Raw genomic sequence first — 17,898 nt, forward strand, 5'->3', positions numbered from 1 at the left:
CGTCATGCTCCTGACCCCCAATGCCATGAGCCGGCGCATGCGCTTCGGCCTGTATGCCACCACCGGGCTGATCGGTCTGTTCCTGCTGTTGCCGATCGTGTTCATCGTGCTGCTGTCGTTCGGATCGTCCCAGTGGCTGGTGTTCCCGCCACCGGGCTGGACGCTGAAATGGTACGGCCAGTTCTTCTCCAACGCCGACTGGATGAACGCCGCCATGGCCAGCCTGAAAGTCGCGGTGCTGACCACGTTCTTCGCCGTCGCTTTGGGCCTGCCCACCGCGTTCGCCCTGGTGCGTGGCCGCTTCCCCGGCCGGGAAATGCTCTACGGCCTGTTCACCCTGCCGATGATCGTGCCGCTGGTGATCATCGCCGTGGCGGTGTACGCGCTGTTCCTGAAACTGGGTTACACCGGGACCATGTTCGCCTTCGTGGTCAGTCACGTCATTGTCGCGTTGCCGTTCACCATCATCTCGATCATCAACTCGCTGAAGCTGTTCGACCAGTCGATCGAGGATGCGGCGGTGATCTGCGGCGCCTCGCGTCTGCAAGCGGTGTTCAAGGTGACCTTCCCGGCGATCCGTCCGGGCATGGTGGCCGGCGCCCTCTTCGCCTTCCTCGTCTCGTGGGATGAAGTGGTGCTGAGCGTGATGATGGCCAGCCCGACCCTGCAAACCCTTCCCGTGAAAATGTGGACCACCCTGCGCCAGGACCTGACGCCCGTGATCGCCGTCGCTTCGACGCTGCTGATCGGCCTCTCGGTCCTGGTCATGGTGATCGCCGCCGCTCTGCGCCGGCGCAACGAAATCAGCGCTTGAGCGCCAGGAGTACGACATGAGTGCAGTGATCAAAGATTCCGCGCAGCAAAATGACAAACCCCTGGTCAGCCTGCGTAACCTGAACAAGCACTACGGCGACTTTGCCGCCGTGGATAACATCTCGCTGGACATCAAGGACGGCGAATTCCTCACCTTCCTCGGCTCCAGCGGCTCGGGCAAAAGCACGACGCTGTCGATGCTGGCCGGCTTCGAAACCCCGAGCAGCGGCGAGATCCTGGTCAACGGCCAGTCACTGGTGAACGTGCCGCCGCACAAACGCGACATCGGCATGGTGTTCCAGCGCTACTCGCTGTTTCCGCATCTGTCGGTGCGCGACAACATTGCCTTCCCGCTGGCCATCCGCAAACTGGCCACGGCCGAACGTGAGCGCCGGGTCGATGCGATGCTCAAACTGGTGCAGCTTGAGCCATTTGCCCATCGTCGCCCTTCGCAACTCTCCGGTGGCCAGCAGCAACGGGTCGCCATCGCCCGGGCGCTGGTCTATGAGCCACGCATCCTGCTGATGGACGAACCCCTCGGTGCGCTGGACAAGAAACTGCGTGAAGACTTGCAGGATGAACTGCGTCAGCTGCATCGGCGCCTGGGCATCACCATCGTCTACGTGACCCACGACCAGGAAGAAGCCATGCGCCTGTCCCAGCGCATCGCGATTTTCAGCCACGGCAAGATCGTCGGCCTGGGCAGCGGCTTTGACCTGTACCAGAACCCGCCGAACGCCTTTGTCGCCTCGTTCCTCGGCAATTCGAACTTCCTCAAGCTCAAGGCCCAGGGCAATGCAGTGGCGACCTTCGAAGGGCAGCCGCTGTCGATCCGACTCACCGCCGGCCTGCAAACCGATCAGGACGTGCTGCTGATGGTGCGTCCGGAAAAAGCCCTGGCCCTGAGCACTGAACAAGCCCTTGCCGAAACGCTGGCCGCCGGCTGGAACGAAGTCTCGGCCAGGGTCGTGGAAGTGCTGTTTCTCGGCGAGAGCCAGACCTGCAGCGTGGTCACCGCTGGCGGCACCTCGATGACGGTCAAGGCACTGTCCGCCGCCGGCATGCCGCTCAAGGCCGGTGATCCGGTGCGGGTGCGCTGGGCCACCGCCGATGCCTGCGTCTACACCGAATGGGTCGAAAGCGACCTGAACAAGGCTGCCGGCGCTCACTGATCCATTGGCCTGCGCGCGCGGGCCACTATAATGAGTCACCCTCGGGCCACCACAACGTCGGGTTGTGGTGGCCTTTTTTCTGTCGCCTGTAAGATAAATTGGACAACGGATTCCTAAAATCCCGGTTTAATGCTAAATAGTGCTCAGTATTTTTAACACCCGACCCTGTCGTGCCACACAGTGCAACGAGAATAACGATATGAAAGTCCATTTCGAGAAAAGTGAAGTGTTTGGGACCCTCCACCTGCAAGCGGCGGTGGCAGCATGATCGAAGTAACCGAAGTTTCCATTGCCGAGTTGCGCGCGGCGCTCGAGTCCGGCCAGACCACCTCGGTTGAACTGGTCCAGGCTTATCTTGCGCGGATCGACGCCTTTGACGGCCCCGAAACGCCGACTGCGCTGAACGCGGTCGTGGTTCGCAACCCCGAGGCGCTCGCCGAAGCGCAGGCGTCCGACGCCCGTCGCGCCAAGGGCCAGACGCTGGGAGCGCTGGACGGTATCCCTTACACCGCCAAGGACAGTTATCTGGTCAAGGGGCTCACCGCTGCTTCCGGCAGCCCGGCTTTCAAGGACCTGGTCGCCTATCGCGATGCGTTCACCATCGAACGCCTGCGCGCCGCCGGGGCGATCTGCCTGGGCAAGACCAACATGCCGCCGATGGCCAACGGCGGGATGCAGCGCGGTGTCTACGGCCGCGCCGAGAGCCCGTATAACGCTGACTACCTCACCGCCCCTTTCGCCTCCGGCTCGTCGAACGGCGCGGGTACTGCCACTGCGGCAAGCTTCGCAGCCTTCGGCCTGGCAGAGGAAACCTGGTCGAGCGGTCGTGGCCCGGCCTCGAACAATGGCTTGTGCGCCTACACCCCTTCTCGCGGGGTGATCTCGGTGCGCGGCAACTGGCCGCTGACCCCGACCATGGACGTGGTCGTGCCGTTCGCCCGGACCATGGCCGACCTGCTCGAAGTGCTCGACGTGGTGGTGGCCGATGACCCGGACACCCGTGGCGACCTGTGGCGCCTGCAACCCTGGGTGCCGATCCCGAAATCGTCTGAGGTACGCCCGCAATCCTATGCCGCGCTGGCTGCGAACAGCGATGCGCTCAAAGGCAAGAAGTTCGGCATCCCGCGCATGTACATCAATGCCGACCCTGAAGCCGGCACCTCCGAAGCCCCAGGCATCGGTGGGCCGACCGGTCAGCGCATCAACACCCGCCCTACGGTGATCGGGCTCTGGGAGCAGGCACGCAAGGCCCTCGAAGACGCTGGCGCCGAAGTACTCGAAGTGGATTTCCCGCTGGTTTCCAATTGCGAGGGCGATCGCCCTGGCGCGCCGACCGTGTTCAATCGCGGCATTGTCTCCAAAGAATTTTTGCACCATGAACTGTGGGACCTGACCGCTTGGGCGTTCGATGATTTCCTGCAAGCGAACGGCGATCCCAAACTGAATCGCCTCGTCGATGTCGACGGCCCGCAGATCTTTCCTCACGACCCGGGCACCCTGCCCAACCGCGAGGGCGACCTGGCTGCCGGCATGGACGAATACGTGCGCATGGCCGAGCGCGGCATCACCCCATGGGACCAGATCAGCACGGTGCCGGACGGCCTGCGCGGGCTGGAGAAAACCCGCAAGATCGATCTGGAAGACTGGATGGATCGCCTGGGGCTCGACGCAGTGCTGTTCCCGACGGTTGCCGATGTAGGCCCGGCGAATGCCGATGTCGACCCGCAATCGGCGGACATCGCCTGGAGCAATGGCGTATGGGTCGCCAACGGCAACCTCGCCATCCGTCACCTCGGCGTGCCGACAGTCACCGTTCCGATGGGCGTGATGCCGGACATCGGCATGCCGGTCGGCCTGACGTTTGCCGGGCGCGCCTATGACGACTCGTCGCTGCTGCACCTGGCGTCGGCGTTCGAGTCGACCGGCAACAAACGCATGATCCCGCCGCGTACCCCGCCATTGGTCGCCGACAAGCGCTGACCGGTAAAACCGTGGCGGCTCACTCGGGCCGCCACGGCTGGCCAATCAGGGATCGACCTGGGCCATCAGTTCCGGAATCGATTCCGGCCGCTTGGCATAGCGCTGCGCCAACACCGCACAGACCATCAGTTGAATCTGGTGGAACAGCATCAGCGGCAGGATCAGCAAGCCAATGGTGCTACCGGCAAACAACACCTGCGCCATCGGCACGCCGGTCGCCAGGCTTTTCTTCGAACCGCAGAAGAGAATGGTGATGCGGTCTTCCTGGTTGAAGCCGAATGCCTTGCCCAGCACGGTCGAAGCCACCAACACCAGCGCCAGAACGATGCAACAGACCACCACCAGCCCGACCAGATCCAGTAACGGAATCTGCTGCCAGAGGCCTTCGATTACCGCTTCGCTGAACGCGCCGTAGACCACCAGCAAAATCGAACCCTGGTCGACGAACTTCAACCAGCTCTTGTTGCGCGCCACCCAGTTGCCGATCCAGCGCCGCGCAATCTGCCCGGCAATGAACGGCAGCAGCAACTGCACGCTGATCTTGAGGATGGCGTCGAGGGTCGAGCTGCCTTCGCCGTGCACATTGAGCAACAGGGTCACCAGTAACGGCGTGAGGAAAATCCCGAACAGGCTGGACGCCGCCGCGCTGCAAATCGCCGCCGGGATGTTGCCCCGTGCCAGCGAGGTAAAGGCAATCGCCGACTGCACCGTGGCGGGCAGCGCGCACAGGTAGAGCATGCCCATGTACAGGTCATTGCCGATCAGCGGCGACAGCAGCGGCTTGAGCGCCAGGCCGAGCAGCGGGAACAGCACGAAGGTCAGGCTGAACACCAGCAGATGCAGGCGCCAGTGCCCGGCACCGGCAATGATCGATTCGCGGGACAGCTTGGCGCCATGCAGGAAAAACAGCAGCGCGATGGCGATGTTGGTCAACCAGCCAAAACCGACCGCGACCTGACCGCTGGCGGGCAGCAGGCTGGCGAGTGTCACGACGCCGATCAGGGTCAGGGTGAAGTTGTCGGGTAACAGACGGGGGCGAGTCATGGGGTTGATCATCCGGGGGTTGCCAGTACGTGAAAGCGACTCTAACGTGACTGGGAATTACCGACTAACGCCGATGAGCCAGCCGATGCCGCCTAAAGGACATGACAAGAGTGTTCGACGCAGTGTTCCCGGGATTTCCAGCCTGCCACGACCGCTCTACGGCCGTACCGAATCGCTGCCCAATCGCGCCCTGACCCGGCGCCACAGCCATCCGTGGGTGCAGCTTTCCTATGCGATTGCGGGCGTGCTCGAAATACAGACCGGCGTCGGGCGTTTCGTCGCCCCGCCAGAGCGGGCGGTGTGGATACCGGCGGGCATGCCGCACCGGGTGTTCAGTTCGCCGCGCACGGAAATGCGCAGCCTGTACATCGATTGCAGCGTCTCGACCTGGGCGCCGCCGGGTTGTCATGTGCTGGGGGTCAGCGATCTGTTGCGCGAGTTGATCCGTGCCTTCAGTCAGGTTCCGGTGGAATACGATCAGAGCGGGCCGCACGGGCGGTTGGCCCAGGTGATTCTGGATCAGTTGGCGCAGGCGCCACAGATCGATTTGATGCTGCCCTTGCCCCAGGACAGCCGATTGCGGCAAATCGCCCAAAGCCTGGAGTCGCACCCCGAGCAACAGACCACCCTCAGCCACTGGAGCGACCAATTCGGCGTCACCGAGAAAACCCTCAGTCGCCTGTTCCTGCGCGACACCGGCCTGACCTTTCGCGCCTGGCGCCAGCGCTTGCGCCTGCTCGGCGCCCTGACGCCACTGGAACAGGGCGAGCGAGTGACCGACGTCGCATTGGCCTGTGGCTACGACTCGACGTCGGCGTTTATCGCGGCCTTCCGCCAGCAGTTCGGCGAAACACCGGGGGAGTTTTTTCGATAAGCCCTACACAGAACAAACTGTGGGAGCGAGCCTGCTCCGGGCGGCGTTCCGACGATGGACTTAAGAGCGCCGCGTTTAGCCAGTAAACACGCGTTATCGTTAACGATCCCGCTGTCCTTGGCGAAATCCTTGGGCACGGACGGCAGGATGTAATCCGCTCAGTTGTACACCCGCAATTCGCGCTGTTCGGCATGCACCGCGCTGGCCAGCAGCGACAGTCCGCAAATCAATCCCCGGTTAGTCCAAACTGCCGATGCCTGCGCAGCCTGTTTGCTGCTTATTACGCATTACACCAATAACAAGATCGCGAGGCTTCGATGCGTGCTCCACTCCTGCTTGCCCTGCCCCTGCTCGGCCTGCTCAGTGCCTGTTCCGAACCCTATGACCCGCAACCGCTGGCCAGCTCCGGTAATGCCCCGCCACTGATCGGCAGTGCCGCTGTCGCGCAACCGTTGAGCGGTGCCGTGCCCGCCAACCCCTACATGGCCAGCAATGGCAGCAGCTACATGCATTCCGACGGCTACAGTTCCGACTCGCACCCGGGCCCCGGTCCATTGGGCCGCGACATGCAAACGAGCAGCCGCGACGGCAGCCGCAAACCAGGTGGTATGTGCCCGATCCATACCTTCGATCAGCAGGGTCGCCTGGTGGTGCTGTGCGCCAACCTGATGCAGTTCGAACTGCAACTGCTCGAACCACGCACCCTCGAACTGCTGGCCCGCTACCCGCTGCCGCCGCGTCCGTCGACTTTCCACGCGCTGATTACCCTGGACCCGGACAAGATCATGGCCGACACCTCCGGCGCCTATTTCTATGTCGACGAACAGAATCGCGTGGTCATCGCCGATGCCGAGCAGCACATCCGGCGCGTAGTGCATCGTCAGGATGAATCCGGTGCGTGGTCGTTCGAAGAAGTCGGCAATTGGGACCTGAGCGACAAGGTTCCCCACGATTGCGTGAGGCCCACCAACTGGTTTCCCAAAGGTGAATGCGACCCCATCACCGGGGTCATGCCCGATCATCAGGGCTTGATCTGGTGGATCACTCGACGCGGCCGCATCGGCACCCTGAACCCGGACTCCGGCAAGGTCCAGGGCATTCAACTGACCAACGAAGAAATCCAGAACGGCATGTCGGTGGCGGCCGACGGTGTCTATCTGGTGTCCGACCACGCCCTGTACCGCTTTGCCGCCGATGCCGAGGGCAAGCCCGTGCAAGACTGGCGCGAAGTGTACGACCGTGGCACCAGGCGCAAGGTCGGCGCGATCAATCAGGGCAGCGGCACCACACCGACCCTGCTGGGCGAGCGCTACGTCACCATCACCGACAACAGCGACGGGCGCATCAACCTGCTGGTCTACCGCCGCGAGCAGGACTACGCCGGCAACCGCCTGATCTGCAAACTGCCGGTGTTCGACCATAACGCCTCGGCCACCGACAACTCGGCCATCGGCTGGGGTCGCTCGATCATCCTCGAGAACAACGCCGGCTACACCAGCGCCTTCGCGCAAAAGGACTGGCAGGCCGTGCATGGCGGCATCAGCCGCATCGACATTCGCACCGATGAGTCGGGCTGCGACCGGATCTGGGAATCGAAAGAGCGTTCGCCTTCGGTGGTCCCCAAACTCTCGGTAGGCAACGGCCTGTTGTACTTCTACACCCTCGAACCGCAAGCCAACGGCGAGAACGCCTGGTACCTGATGGCGCTGGATTTCGCCAGCGGCCAGACCCGATTCAAGGCACTGAGCGGGGTCGGCCAGGCCTTCGACAACAACTGGTCGCCGATCACCCTGGCGCCGGATGGCACGGCTTATGTCGGGACTTTCGGTGGGTTGGTTGCGCTTTGGGACAAGGAGCAACCACGCGTGAGCGCAAGCAGCGGCCAACCTTGATTTGTGGGAGCGAGCCTGCTCGCGAAGAGGCCGGCACATTCGACATCGATGTCGCCTGACATACCGCCTTCGCGAGCAGGCTCGCTCCCACAGGTCCAGTGGCTGTACGCAAAATCTGCGAACCACCCAAATCACAGTGGGAGCGAGCCTGCTCGCGAAGAGGCCGGCACATTCAATATCGATGTCGCCTGACATACCGCCTTCGCGAGCAGGCTCACTCCTACAGGGGATTGTGGTGTGATTACAACAACGACAAGGTGTAATTGATGATGAACCGGTTCTGATCCACATTGCGCCCGGCGTCAGTATTGGACTTGGCATTACGCAGCGTGAACCCCACCCCCTTGAACGTGCCCGATTGCAGCACGTAGTCCAGGGTCATGTCGCGCTCCCACTCGGACTGGTCACTGGCGTTTTGCGCCTTGATGTCCGTGCCCTTCAGATACACGATCGAGGCTTTCAGGCCCGGCACGCCCAGGGGCGCGAAGTCGTAGGTGTATTGCCCGAAATTGGTCTGCTCACCGGCCCGGGCAAAGTTCTGGATCATCTTGTCGGTGGGCAGGTAGACGCTGCCGCCACCCGCCCCCTTGTCCACCAGGCTGCCCTGGTTGGGCTGGACAAAGTTGCTGCCGTCGCCCACCCGTTGATGCCCCACCGATACCGCGTGACCACCGTGTGTGTAGGTGATCATCGCTGACCAGGTGCTGTTGTCGATTTCACCGTCGTTGTCGTCGGTGTAACCCGATACCCGATAGCCTTGCGCGCGGCCGGAGGCAGAGCTGTTGGCGCCGCTCGACGTGGTGCGGAAGTAGCGCAGGTCGGTGGTCAGAGAGCTGGCGCTGTCGATTGGCAGGATGTGCGTCAGGCCGAGAAAATTCTGGTTGTAGAAATCCTCCAGCTGCGCGAAGTAATACTGGGTCTTGAGATTCCTGGTGAGGTTGTAGTCACCGCCGGCGTAGTAAAACTTGTTGCTGTCCTGCGTGCTACCGGCCACCGACAGGCCTGTGCGGTCCGTCGAGGCGCGCCCTACCGCGTGCTCCAGCACACCACCGGTCAACGTCAGGCCATCGATGTCGTTCGAGGTGACCTGCGCGCCGGTAAACGATTGCGGCAACACACGGGCATCGTTCGCCAGAAGGATCGGCAATTTCGGCAGCAAGGTGCCGTAGCGAAATTCCGTCCTGGCCAGGCGCATCTTCGCCGTAGGGCCGAAGCTGCTCCAGGCGGGGGCCGCGCCGTCGCCGTCGGAAGGAATCATGCCGCTACCGACGTGGCGCCCCGCGCCGCTGTCCAGCGTGATGCCGAGCAGCGCCTGGGCATCGAGCCCGAACCCCACCGCGCCCTGGGTAAATCCGGATTCATAGCGCAACACGAAACCCTGGGCCGCCTCTTCGGTTTTCGAAGGGGCCGCGCCTCCATCGCGATTGTCGCTGTTGAAGTACAGGGTGCGCATCGAGAGACTGGCCTTGCTGTCTTCGAGAAAACCATGGGCTGCGGTGTCAGCCGCCTGTGCGCACACCGAACCGGCGGCCAGCAGGACTGCGGTGGGAATCGCTCGTTTGAACATAGGGTGCTCCTGGGTGTTTCTTATCGTTATTTGAAGGTTTCACCGCCAGCCAGGACCCGATTGCCGCCCACGCAGCAACGCTCAACACGGGCGCGAAAACAGGCGCGCTCGATGAGTGGCATGAGCATCGGACGTTCGAGGTGAAGGTTGGCTGACTGGCTTGTGAAACTCTTAAAACATTTCGAGAGGCTATTATCAAACGCGGTGAAAGTAGTTTTCGTGCAGGGATAAGGCTTGTCGCGCAGGGGTATGGACGATCACTGTTTTTGCATATCGGTGCGGCGGATTTTCATCATACTGAGATCATCGGCAGCGTTCGTCGGCTGCCTGTTTGTCCCGACAAGAGCAATGGCCCATGAACAATCAAATCGAACTGTACGGCGCCAACACCGGCAACAGCCTGCGGGCAGCGATTGCCCTGGAAGAGTCAGGCATCGCCTACACCGCACGCAGGCTCGACCTGTATGCACAGGAGCATCGTGGGCCGGCCTTCCTGGAGCTTAACCCGGCCGGGAAAGTCCCGACCCTGATCGATCACGGTACGACACCGGCGCTGGTCATCAACCAGTCCAATGCCATCATCCAGTACGCCGACTCCATTGCCCCCGGAAAGCTTGCACCGGCGCAGCCAGGACCTGCACGCACCCGGGTGATCGACCGCTATTTCTTTTTCGTGACCGATGTCATCGCCCCCAGCCATGCCGCGTTTTTTCTGCACCAGGCGGGGCAGGACAAGGCGGCGGCGATCATCGATCTGCGGGTGATCGAGCAACTGACCTACGCGGAAAGTTTTTTGACGGGCGAATTCATGGCCGGTGCGCAGTTCTCCATGGCCGACATTTCGGCGTTCACCATCGTCACTGCGTTTCGTGATCGGCTGGACTGGAAGCAACTTCCACAGCTATCGCGCTGGTTCGACACCATCGAAGCCAGGCCGGCGGTACAACGCGGCCTGAATGCGTTCAAGCAATCCTGAGCGGTCAGCGAAAACAAAAATGCCCGGCACATCGCCTTCACTGTAGGAGCGAGCTCGCTCGCGATGGTCGTTAACGATTACGCGTATTTACTGGCTAAACGCGGCGCTCTTGAGTCCATCGCGAGCAAGCTCGCTCCTACAGAATCCTTAACCGAACAGCATTATGGCGACGCGCCGGGCATTTTCAGACGAACATGAAAGGTTTTTGCCTCAGTCGGTGTAGCCGAGCGCTGCCGAACGACTTTCCTGCGACTGATTGCGTGTAGCCAGGCAGTAATACAACGGGCACGTCACCACCAGCCCTACCAGCCACGACAGGTCCGCGCCCTCCACCAGATTGGCGTACGGCCCGACGTACAACGACGTGTTGGCAAATGGCAGCTGCATGATGATGCCGATGAAGTAGGCAACGATCGCGTGCAGGTTGAAACGACCGTAGATACCGCCGTCAGCACGGAAGATCGAGGCGATGTCATAGCGACGACGCTTGATCAGGTAGAAGTCGATCAGGTTGATCGAGGCCCACGGCACCAACACCAGCAACAGCGCCAGGATCAGGCCGATGAACTGCGAAATGAAGTTCGCCGAGGCACCCAGCGCCACCACGCAGCAGCCCGCCAGCACGATGCTCGACAACACCACGCGCACCTTGATGCTCGGTGTCCACTGGCTGGCGAAGGTCTGGATCGAGGTGATGATCGACAGCACCGCGCCATACAGATTCAAGGCGTTGTGGCTGATGATGTTGAGCAGGAACAACACCATCAGGATCGGCCCCAGCCAGCCGGTGGACTGTTTGACCGCCGCCATCGCCTCGGTGCCTTCCGGGGTTGCCAGTACCGCCACGGCACCGAAGGTGAACGACAGGATCGTGCCCAGGGTCGCCCCCAGGTAGGTGGCGAAGAATGGCCGGGTGATACCGATATCCGCTGGCAGGTAGCGCGAGTAGTCCGACACGTACGGCGAGAAGCTGATCTGCCAGATGATGCCCAGCGACACCGTGGCCAACCAGCCCGACAGGTTGAATCCGCCGCGAGTGAAGAAGTCCGCCGGCAGGTCATGGGCGAAGATATAGAGGAAACCGGCGAGCAAGGCACTGCCCATCACCCAGGTGCCGATGCGGTTCAGGGTATGGATGAAGCGATAACCGATCACCCCGATGGCCGTGGCGCTGAGGGCACCGATGAGGATGCTGGCCGGTACCGGAACCGACGGCGCAATGCCGACAATCGATTTGCCGGCCAGCACGATGTTCGAAATGAAGAAACCGATGTAGATCAACGCCGCGAAGAACACGATCAGCAGCGCGCCGTAGCGGCCGAACTGACCACGACTCTGCACCATCTGCGGGATGCCCATGCACGGCCCCTGAGCCGATGCCAACGCAATCACCAGGCCGCCGACCATATGCCCGAGGGCAATCGCCAGCAAGCCCCAGAACAGATTGAGGTGGAACACCTGGACCACCATGGCGCCGGTGACGATGGGCAGTGGCGCGATGTTGGTGCTGAACCACAGGGTGAAAAGATCGCGGGCCTTCCCGTGGCGCTCTGCGAGTGGAACGTAGTCGACCGTATGGTTCTCGATCAACGGATCTTGCCGGGACATCTGGGACATGTGCATGAACTCGAGTTTGTCTGTTCTTATCTTTGTATGAAGTCAAACCGGGGGGACTCTCTGGCCGCCCTCAGATGCCTACCATATTATGGTATTCCAAACTTTAAACAAGACTGATCCGGTCTTTGAACAAGCATCTGAGCCGGCATCCTGCCCGATTCACGCCAGCACTTTCCAGCTGAAAGCCCCGTAATCATTGAGTTTCCGACGAAAACCATACGTTTATCGGTTCACCTAAAAAGACCTTGCAATAGATGTATTACGGTATACCATCAGACCTACAAACACATAAAAATGCGTCACACCATCCGAGGACCGTCCAATGATCGATGCCGCCATCTACAAACAAGTCATGGGTTCGTTCCCTTCCGGAGTGACCGTGATCACCACCCTCGATGACGACGGGCAAATCGTCGGCCTGACTGCCAGCGCCTTCAGCTCGCTGTCGATGGACCCGGCCCTGGTGCTGTTCTGCCCCAACTACAGCTCCGATTCCTACCCGGTGTTGATCAAGAACAAACGTTTTGCCATCCACGTGCTGTCTGGCGGCCAGCAAAACGAAGCCTATGCCTTCGCGCGCAAAGGCAAGGACAAGGCCCTGGGGATCGAGTGGACGTTGAGCGAACTGGGCAACCCAATTCTGGCCAACGCCACGGCGGTCATCGAATGTGAGTTGTGGCGCGAGTATGAAGGCGGTGACCACGCGATCATGGTAGGTGCGGTGAAGAACCTGATCGTGCCCAACCAGAATGCCGGCCCGCTGGTGTATTGCCACGGCAAGATGGGCGCCCTGCCCGTTCTGGCCTGATTTGACATTTCAGTTGCAGCTATCCAGTATTATGGTATACCAACAATCATCAATGCCCTGCGCCGACGGGCCAATAACAAAAGATCCGAGGTAAGCGTCATGAAGTTTTCCCTGTTCGTACACATGGAGCGTTGGGACGAAAGCGTCAGCCACCGCCAGTTGTTCGAAGACCTGACCGAACTGACCCTGATGGCCGAGGCCGGTGGTTTCAGCACCGTGTGGATCGGCGAGCACCACGCCATGGAGTACACCATCTCGCCAAGCCCGATGCCGCTGCTGGCTTATCTGGCGGGCAAGACCACCACCATTCACCTCGGCGCCGGCACCATCATCGCGCCGTTCTGGCATCCGCTGCGGGTGGCCGGTGAATGCGCGTTGCTCGACGTGATCAGCAATGGACGCATGGAGGTCGGCCTGGCCCGTGGCGCCTACCAGATCGAGTTCGACCGCATGGCCGGCGGCATGCCTGCCTCCTCCGGCGGCCAGGCGTTGCGGGAAATGGTTCCGGTGGTGCGGGCATTGTGGAACGGCGACTACGCCCATGACGGCGACATCTGGAAATTCCCCACCTCCACCAGCGTGCCCAAGCCGATCCAGCAGCCCAACCCACCGATGTGGATCGCCGCCCGTGACCCTGACTCGCATAACTTCGCCGTGGCCAATGGCTGCAACGTCATGGTCACGCCGCTGATGAAAGGCGACGAAGAAGTCCTCGACCTGAAGAACAAATTCCAGGCCGCGCTCGACAACAACCCTGGCGTACCGCGCCCGCAATTGATGGTGCTGCGTCACACCCACGTGCACACCGCCGACGATCCGCAGGGCTGGGAAGTCGGGGCCAAGGCGATCTCGAAGTTCTACCGCACCTTCGATGCCTGGTTCGGCAACAAGACCACTCCGGTTAACGGTTTCCTCGCGCCGAGCCCGGAAGAGAAGTTCGCCGGTCGCCCTGAGTTCGAACTGGAAAGCCTGCACAAGACCGCCATGATCGGCACCCCGGAAGAAATCATTCCGCGCATCAAGTACTACCAGGAACTGGGGGTCGACGAATTCAGCTTCTGGTGCGATAACAGCCTGCCCCACGCGGAGAAGAAAAAATCCCTGGAGCTGTTCATCAAGCACGTGGTGCCAGCGTTCCGCTGATTGCGGCGCCCTGCGACATCAACTGTAGGAGCGAGCCTGCTCGCGATGGACGCCAACGATAACGCGCGCCATCTGAATGACTGCGTTGCCCCGAAGTTTTTCGCGAGCAAGCTCGCTCCTACAGGTACGCATTTGTCCTGTGGGAGCAGGCGTTCCCACAAGGGTCGATTCCAATGATGACTGGTCGTCTCCCATCACTCGCCCTTCCCTGCGGCGCCGCGCGGGCTTACCTGCGCGGCGGATGGACCGCTTCGCACCTGCATTTCAAGCGCCTGCGCGCCAGCGTTGCGGCCAAGCAGAACGGCTTCTGGCAAATAGTTCACTGAGCCCACCCGAACAGCCAATCACGCACCCCGCGTCTCGCCACTGCATGGCGCGTACGGTGCATCGTGTTTCGCCTTGATCAGGTTTGCCCAATGAACAATAACAACGCGCTGTTGATCATCGACATGCAGCAGGAGGACGGCTTCGTCCTGGAAAACCTCGACAGAGTGGTCGCCCATACCGCCGCCCTGCTCGATACCGTCCGCCGTCAGCGGATGCCTGTCTTCTATACCCGCCACATCAATCAGGCCGACGGCAGCGACCTGCCCTACGGCGAACCCCTGGCCGCCGACGGTGGCCCCGGCACTTACCGCGCCGGCACCCGACAAGTGGAAATCATCGAGTCGCTGACGCCGCAGCCCGGTGAATTGATCATCGACAAGGGCCGTTACAGCGCCTTTCACCGCACCGACCTCGACGCTCGACTCAAGGCAATGGAGGTCGACACGCTGATCGTCTGCGGTGTGCTGACCGACGTCTGCGTGCTGACCAGTGTGTTCGATGCCTTCGCCCTCGGTTATCGCGTGCGCCTGGTCAGCGATGCCTGCACCACGACCACCGAGGCCGGGCATTACTCGGCCCTGCTGATCATGGCCAACTGGGTCTACGCGCTGGAAATCCTCACCACGACCGAGTGCCAGCGCGCCCTGCAACAACAAGATCACATCAGCCTGATTCCCGAGCGCCCAGACCTGTTCGCCCACCAGCCCCATGAGCTGCAAAGCACCATCGCCCGTCTGCAATCCCGTCTCGTCCGGACTCAGGAGTGATCGCCATGCAAGTCGAAAAAAGAAGCATCGATTTCATCCCCGAGCCTGAACGCCACGGCAAGCCGGGTTCGCTGTTCTATATCTGGTTCGGCGCCAACATGAACATCACCACCATTGCCTCCGGCGTGTTGCCGGTGGTGATGGGGCTCAACCTGTTCTGGAGTGCGCTGGCGATCATCATCGGCTCGTTGCTGGGGGCGATCTTCATGGCCTCCCACTCGGCCCAGGGACCGAAGCTGGGCATTCCGCAAATGATCCAGAGCCGGGCGCAATTCGGCGTGTTGGGGGCGGTGCTGCCGCTGCTGTTCGTGATGCTGATCTACCTGGGCTTCTTCGTCAGCAACACCTTGCTCGCGGCCCAGGCGCTGGAGTCGGTCAGCCCGCTGTCGATGTCCGGCAATATCTACCTGATCGGCGCGTTGTGCTTCGTCGTCGCGCTCTATGGCTATCGGTTGATCCACCGCTTGCAGAAGCTGCTGTCGATTCTGTCGCTGGTGGTGTTCGTGGCCGCCACGGTGCTCGCCTTGCAGTTGCCGATCCCGGCCGAACAATGGCTGCCAACCGGCTTCTCGCTGTCGAAGTTCCTGGTGGCGGTGAGCATTGCCGTGACCTGGCAACTGTCCTACGCGCCTTATGTCGCTGACTATTCGCGCTACCTGCCGAGCAGCACGCCGACTGCCCAGGTGTTCTGGTACAGCTACGCCGGCACGGTCAGCGGCGGCGCGTGGATGATGATTCTCGGGGCGATCCTGAGCGTCGGCATCGGCGACTTTTCCAGCAACGTCGGTGGGCATGTCGCCGGTCTGTTCGGCGCTGGCGCGGTGCTGCTGTTCGCCTTCATCGTCTACGGTCAGGTGTCGATCAACGTGTTCAACCTGTACGGCGCGTTCATGTCGACCATCACCGTGATCGAGCCTTTCGCCCGACTCAAGGTGACCCCGCGAGTACGCGGTGTGTTCATGCTGCTGATCAGCCTGGTGGCCACGGCCCTGTGCACCATCAGTCAGGACGATTTCATCAACTTCTTCCTCAACTTCATCTTCTTCATGAGCTATTTCCTGATCCCGTGGACGGCGATCAATCTGGTGGACTACTACTGCCTGCGCAAAGGCCAGTACCGGATTGACGACATCTTCGACCTGAACGGGATCTACGGACGCATCAACTGGATCGCCTGCGGCAGTTTCCTGCTGGCGATTGCCCTGGAAATTCCGTTCATGAACACCACGCTGTACGTCGGCCCGGTAGCCACGGCGCTGGACGGAGTGGATCTGGCATGGGTGGTCGGGTTGCTGGTGCCGGGGTTGAGTTATTACTGGCTGATGAAGCTCGGCAAGCGAGCGCCGATGATGGAGTCAGCGGCCGACTAAATTTCAGACAAAAAAAATCCCAGGCAGCTGATGGACGCCTGGGATTTAAAAATGCATAAACCGTGGTGGTGAACGCGGCGCGGATATTACGGAATATTTCGGCCTGTAACAAGATATTTTTATTCACTATCCAGTTACTAATCCTTCTAACCCCTTCAATATCCACATATTTTCTAAGGGAGACTAGAGAAACCAGCGATACTCCCGCGCGCTGATGTCATGCAGAAATGCCAGATGATCCTGACGTTTGTTTTCGCAGTAGACGTCCACGAACTCCGCCCCCAAGCCTTCGCGCAGCGATGCATGATTTTGCATGGACTGCACCGCTTCGAGCATTTCCAGCGGAAAATCGATGCCACTGCCGCGGTCTTCGTTGAGCGGTGCAATCGGCTCGCGCTCCCCTTCAAGACCCTGTTCCAGCCCTACCAGAATCGCCGCCAACGCCAAATAAGGGTTGGCATCGGCGCCCGCCAGGCGATGTTCGATGCGCAGGTTCTTGATGTCCGACTCTGGAATACGCAAGCAGGCATCGCGATCCTCGAAGCCCCAACTGGCGCGGGACGCGACGTTCACCGTGCCGCTCAAACGGCGCATGGCGTTGTGGTTCGGGGCAAAGATCGGCATGCAGTGCGGCAATACATCCAGGCAACCGGCCACGGCATGACGCAACGCCCGCTGCCCGTTCGCCGCCAACAGGTTGTTGCCGGCCTGGTCATACAGGCTGACGTGCACGTGCATACCGCTGCCCGGGTGCTGCAGGTAGGGTTTGGCCATGAAGCTGGCGCGGTAGTTGTGCTTGAGCGCCACGCCTCGGGTGCTGCGACAGAACAGGGCCGCCCAGTCGGCGGCGCGCAGGCCGTCATCGCAATGGCCGAAGTTGATTTCGAACTGGCCCGGGCCGAGCTCGGCGGTGATCACCGTGGCATCGACGCCTTGCTCACGCGCGGTCTCGACCATTTCATCGAGCACCGGGGCGAATCGCGACAAGCGTTCGATGTGCATGTTCGGCTGATCATCCGCATCGCCGCTCAGCTCGTCACGGGGAAATTGCGGCAAGCCGTCCTTCAGGCGGCTGTCGAACAGGTAGAACTCCAACTCGAAGGCCACCACCGGGAAAATGCCCTTGTGCTTGAGCCGGTCCAGCACCCGCGCCAGCACTTCGCGGGGTTCGAATTCGATGGGTTTTTGTGTGCCGTCGGAGGTAATCAGCATCTGGCCCAAGGGCTGCTTTTCCCAGGTCACGAGCTTCAAGGTGCCAGGCACCAAACGGCGCAGCGCATCCGGGTCACCATCGTTGAAGCAGTAATCGCCGATCTTGAACAGCCCGCCCTGGGTGCCGAGCAGCACGCAGTTCTGCGGCAACTTCAGTGCACTGCCGGCAGCGACTTTTTCCAGCATCTCGATCGGGTAGCGCTTGCCGTAGAAATGCCCCGGAATGTCCAGGGAGATCAGGTCGACGTATCGCACTTCGGGGTTGCAGTGGCGGAAGTTGCGAACCTCGGCCAGCAGTTCAGAGCACACAGCATCCATCGTTTTGTTCCTTGTTGT

15 protein-coding genes are annotated in these 17,898 nt (G+C 61.2%); 11 read left to right on the plus strand and 4 right to left on the minus strand.

All coding sequences use genetic code 11. The features are described from left to right. Window positions 1-4 precede the first annotated feature (4 nt). From ACM6J5_RS07855 to ACM6J5_RS07865, 3 genes are all read left to right on the plus strand, one after another. Window positions 5-814, plus strand: coding sequence for an ABC transporter permease (locus ACM6J5_RS07855; protein WP_007976227.1), 810 nt, complete (start codon window positions 5-7; stop codon window positions 812-814). Between the two features lie 16 nt (window positions 815-830). Then, window positions 831-1,985, plus strand: coding sequence for an ABC transporter ATP-binding protein (locus tag ACM6J5_RS07860; RefSeq protein WP_150674106.1), 1,155 nt, complete (start codon window positions 831-833; stop codon window positions 1,983-1,985). A 264-nt stretch (window positions 1,986-2,249) separates the two neighbouring features. After that, window positions 2,250-3,965: an amidase gene (locus ACM6J5_RS07865; protein WP_414928134.1), complete on the plus strand. Its 1,716-nt coding sequence runs from the start codon at window positions 2,250-2,252 to the stop codon at window positions 3,963-3,965. A 45-nt stretch (window positions 3,966-4,010) separates the two neighbouring features. On the opposite strand, the gene ACM6J5_RS07870 is transcribed toward ACM6J5_RS07865, so the two are convergent. Next, the gene (locus ACM6J5_RS07870; RefSeq protein ID WP_095942947.1) at window positions 4,011-5,009 is read right to left on the minus strand and encodes a bile acid:sodium symporter family protein; all 999 of its coding nucleotides are present in this window, start codon (window positions 5,007-5,009) and stop codon (window positions 4,011-4,013) included. A gap of 85 nt (window positions 5,010-5,094) precedes the next feature. Here ACM6J5_RS07870 and ACM6J5_RS07875 point away from each other — a divergent pair, with 85 nt between their 5' ends. Both ACM6J5_RS07875 and ACM6J5_RS07880 read left to right on the plus strand, forming a co-directional pair. Beyond that, the gene (locus ACM6J5_RS07875; protein ID WP_095942903.1) at window positions 5,095-5,883 is read left to right on the plus strand and encodes an AraC family transcriptional regulator; all 789 of its coding nucleotides are present in this window, start codon (window positions 5,095-5,097) and stop codon (window positions 5,881-5,883) included. Window positions 5,884-6,200: 317 nt separating this feature from the next. Continuing rightward, window positions 6,201-7,775 carry a hypothetical protein gene (locus ACM6J5_RS07880; protein ID WP_414928135.1) on the plus strand — a complete coding sequence of 525 codons (1,575 nt, stop codon included), beginning with the start codon at window positions 6,201-6,203 and terminating at the stop codon, window positions 7,773-7,775. Between the two features lie 241 nt (window positions 7,776-8,016). On the opposite strand, the gene ACM6J5_RS07885 is transcribed toward ACM6J5_RS07880, so the two are convergent. After that, window positions 8,017-9,342, minus strand: a complete 1,326-nt coding sequence (locus tag ACM6J5_RS07885) for an OprD family porin (protein WP_095942900.1) — start codon at window positions 9,340-9,342, stop codon at window positions 8,017-8,019. Window positions 9,343-9,697: 355 nt separating this feature from the next. On the opposite strand from ACM6J5_RS07885, the gene ACM6J5_RS07890 reads away from it, so the two are divergent. Next, complete coding sequence (locus ACM6J5_RS07890; protein WP_150674222.1) at window positions 9,698-10,318, plus strand: glutathione S-transferase family protein; 621 nt, start codon at window positions 9,698-9,700, stop codon at window positions 10,316-10,318. 210 nt (window positions 10,319-10,528) lie between these two features. Here the strand turns inward: ACM6J5_RS07890 and ACM6J5_RS07895 are convergent, their stop codons facing one another. Next, window positions 10,529-11,935 carry a purine-cytosine permease family protein gene (locus ACM6J5_RS07895; protein ID WP_150674221.1) on the minus strand — a complete coding sequence of 469 codons (1,407 nt, stop codon included), beginning with the start codon at window positions 11,933-11,935 and terminating at the stop codon, window positions 10,529-10,531. A gap of 322 nt (window positions 11,936-12,257) precedes the next feature. Here ACM6J5_RS07895 and ACM6J5_RS07900 point away from each other — a divergent pair, with 322 nt between their 5' ends. From ACM6J5_RS07900 to ACM6J5_RS07920, 5 genes are all read left to right on the plus strand, one after another. Continuing rightward, on the plus strand, window positions 12,258-12,743 hold the full coding sequence (locus ACM6J5_RS07900; RefSeq protein WP_095942897.1) for a flavin reductase family protein: 486 nt from the start codon (window positions 12,258-12,260) through the stop codon (window positions 12,741-12,743). Window positions 12,744-12,842: 99 nt separating this feature from the next. After that, window positions 12,843-13,886 carry an LLM class flavin-dependent oxidoreductase gene (locus ACM6J5_RS07905; protein ID WP_102701572.1) on the plus strand — a complete coding sequence of 348 codons (1,044 nt, stop codon included), beginning with the start codon at window positions 12,843-12,845 and terminating at the stop codon, window positions 13,884-13,886. Between the two features lie 176 nt (window positions 13,887-14,062). Further along, window positions 14,063-14,212 (plus strand): hypothetical protein, encoded by a 150-nt coding sequence (locus tag ACM6J5_RS07910; RefSeq protein WP_414928159.1) that lies wholly within the window; start codon window positions 14,063-14,065, stop codon window positions 14,210-14,212. A 90-nt stretch (window positions 14,213-14,302) separates the two neighbouring features. Continuing rightward, window positions 14,303-14,980, plus strand: a complete 678-nt coding sequence (locus ACM6J5_RS07915; RefSeq protein ID WP_414928136.1) for an isochorismatase family cysteine hydrolase — start codon at window positions 14,303-14,305, stop codon at window positions 14,978-14,980. A gap of 5 nt (window positions 14,981-14,985) precedes the next feature. Continuing rightward, window positions 14,986-16,350 carry a purine-cytosine permease family protein gene (locus ACM6J5_RS07920; protein WP_095942894.1) on the plus strand — a complete coding sequence of 455 codons (1,365 nt, stop codon included), beginning with the start codon at window positions 14,986-14,988 and terminating at the stop codon, window positions 16,348-16,350. Between the two features lie 183 nt (window positions 16,351-16,533). On the opposite strand, the gene ACM6J5_RS07925 is transcribed toward ACM6J5_RS07920, so the two are convergent. Beyond that, window positions 16,534-17,880, minus strand: a complete 1,347-nt coding sequence (locus ACM6J5_RS07925) for a glutamine synthetase family protein (protein ID WP_095942893.1) — start codon at window positions 17,878-17,880, stop codon at window positions 16,534-16,536. Window positions 17,881-17,898 lie beyond the last annotated feature (18 nt).

Origin of the sequence: Pseudomonas sp. IT-P74 (assembly GCF_949768175.1) — a bacterium.
Lineage (GTDB): Bacteria > Pseudomonadota > Gammaproteobacteria > Pseudomonadales > Pseudomonadaceae > Aquipseudomonas.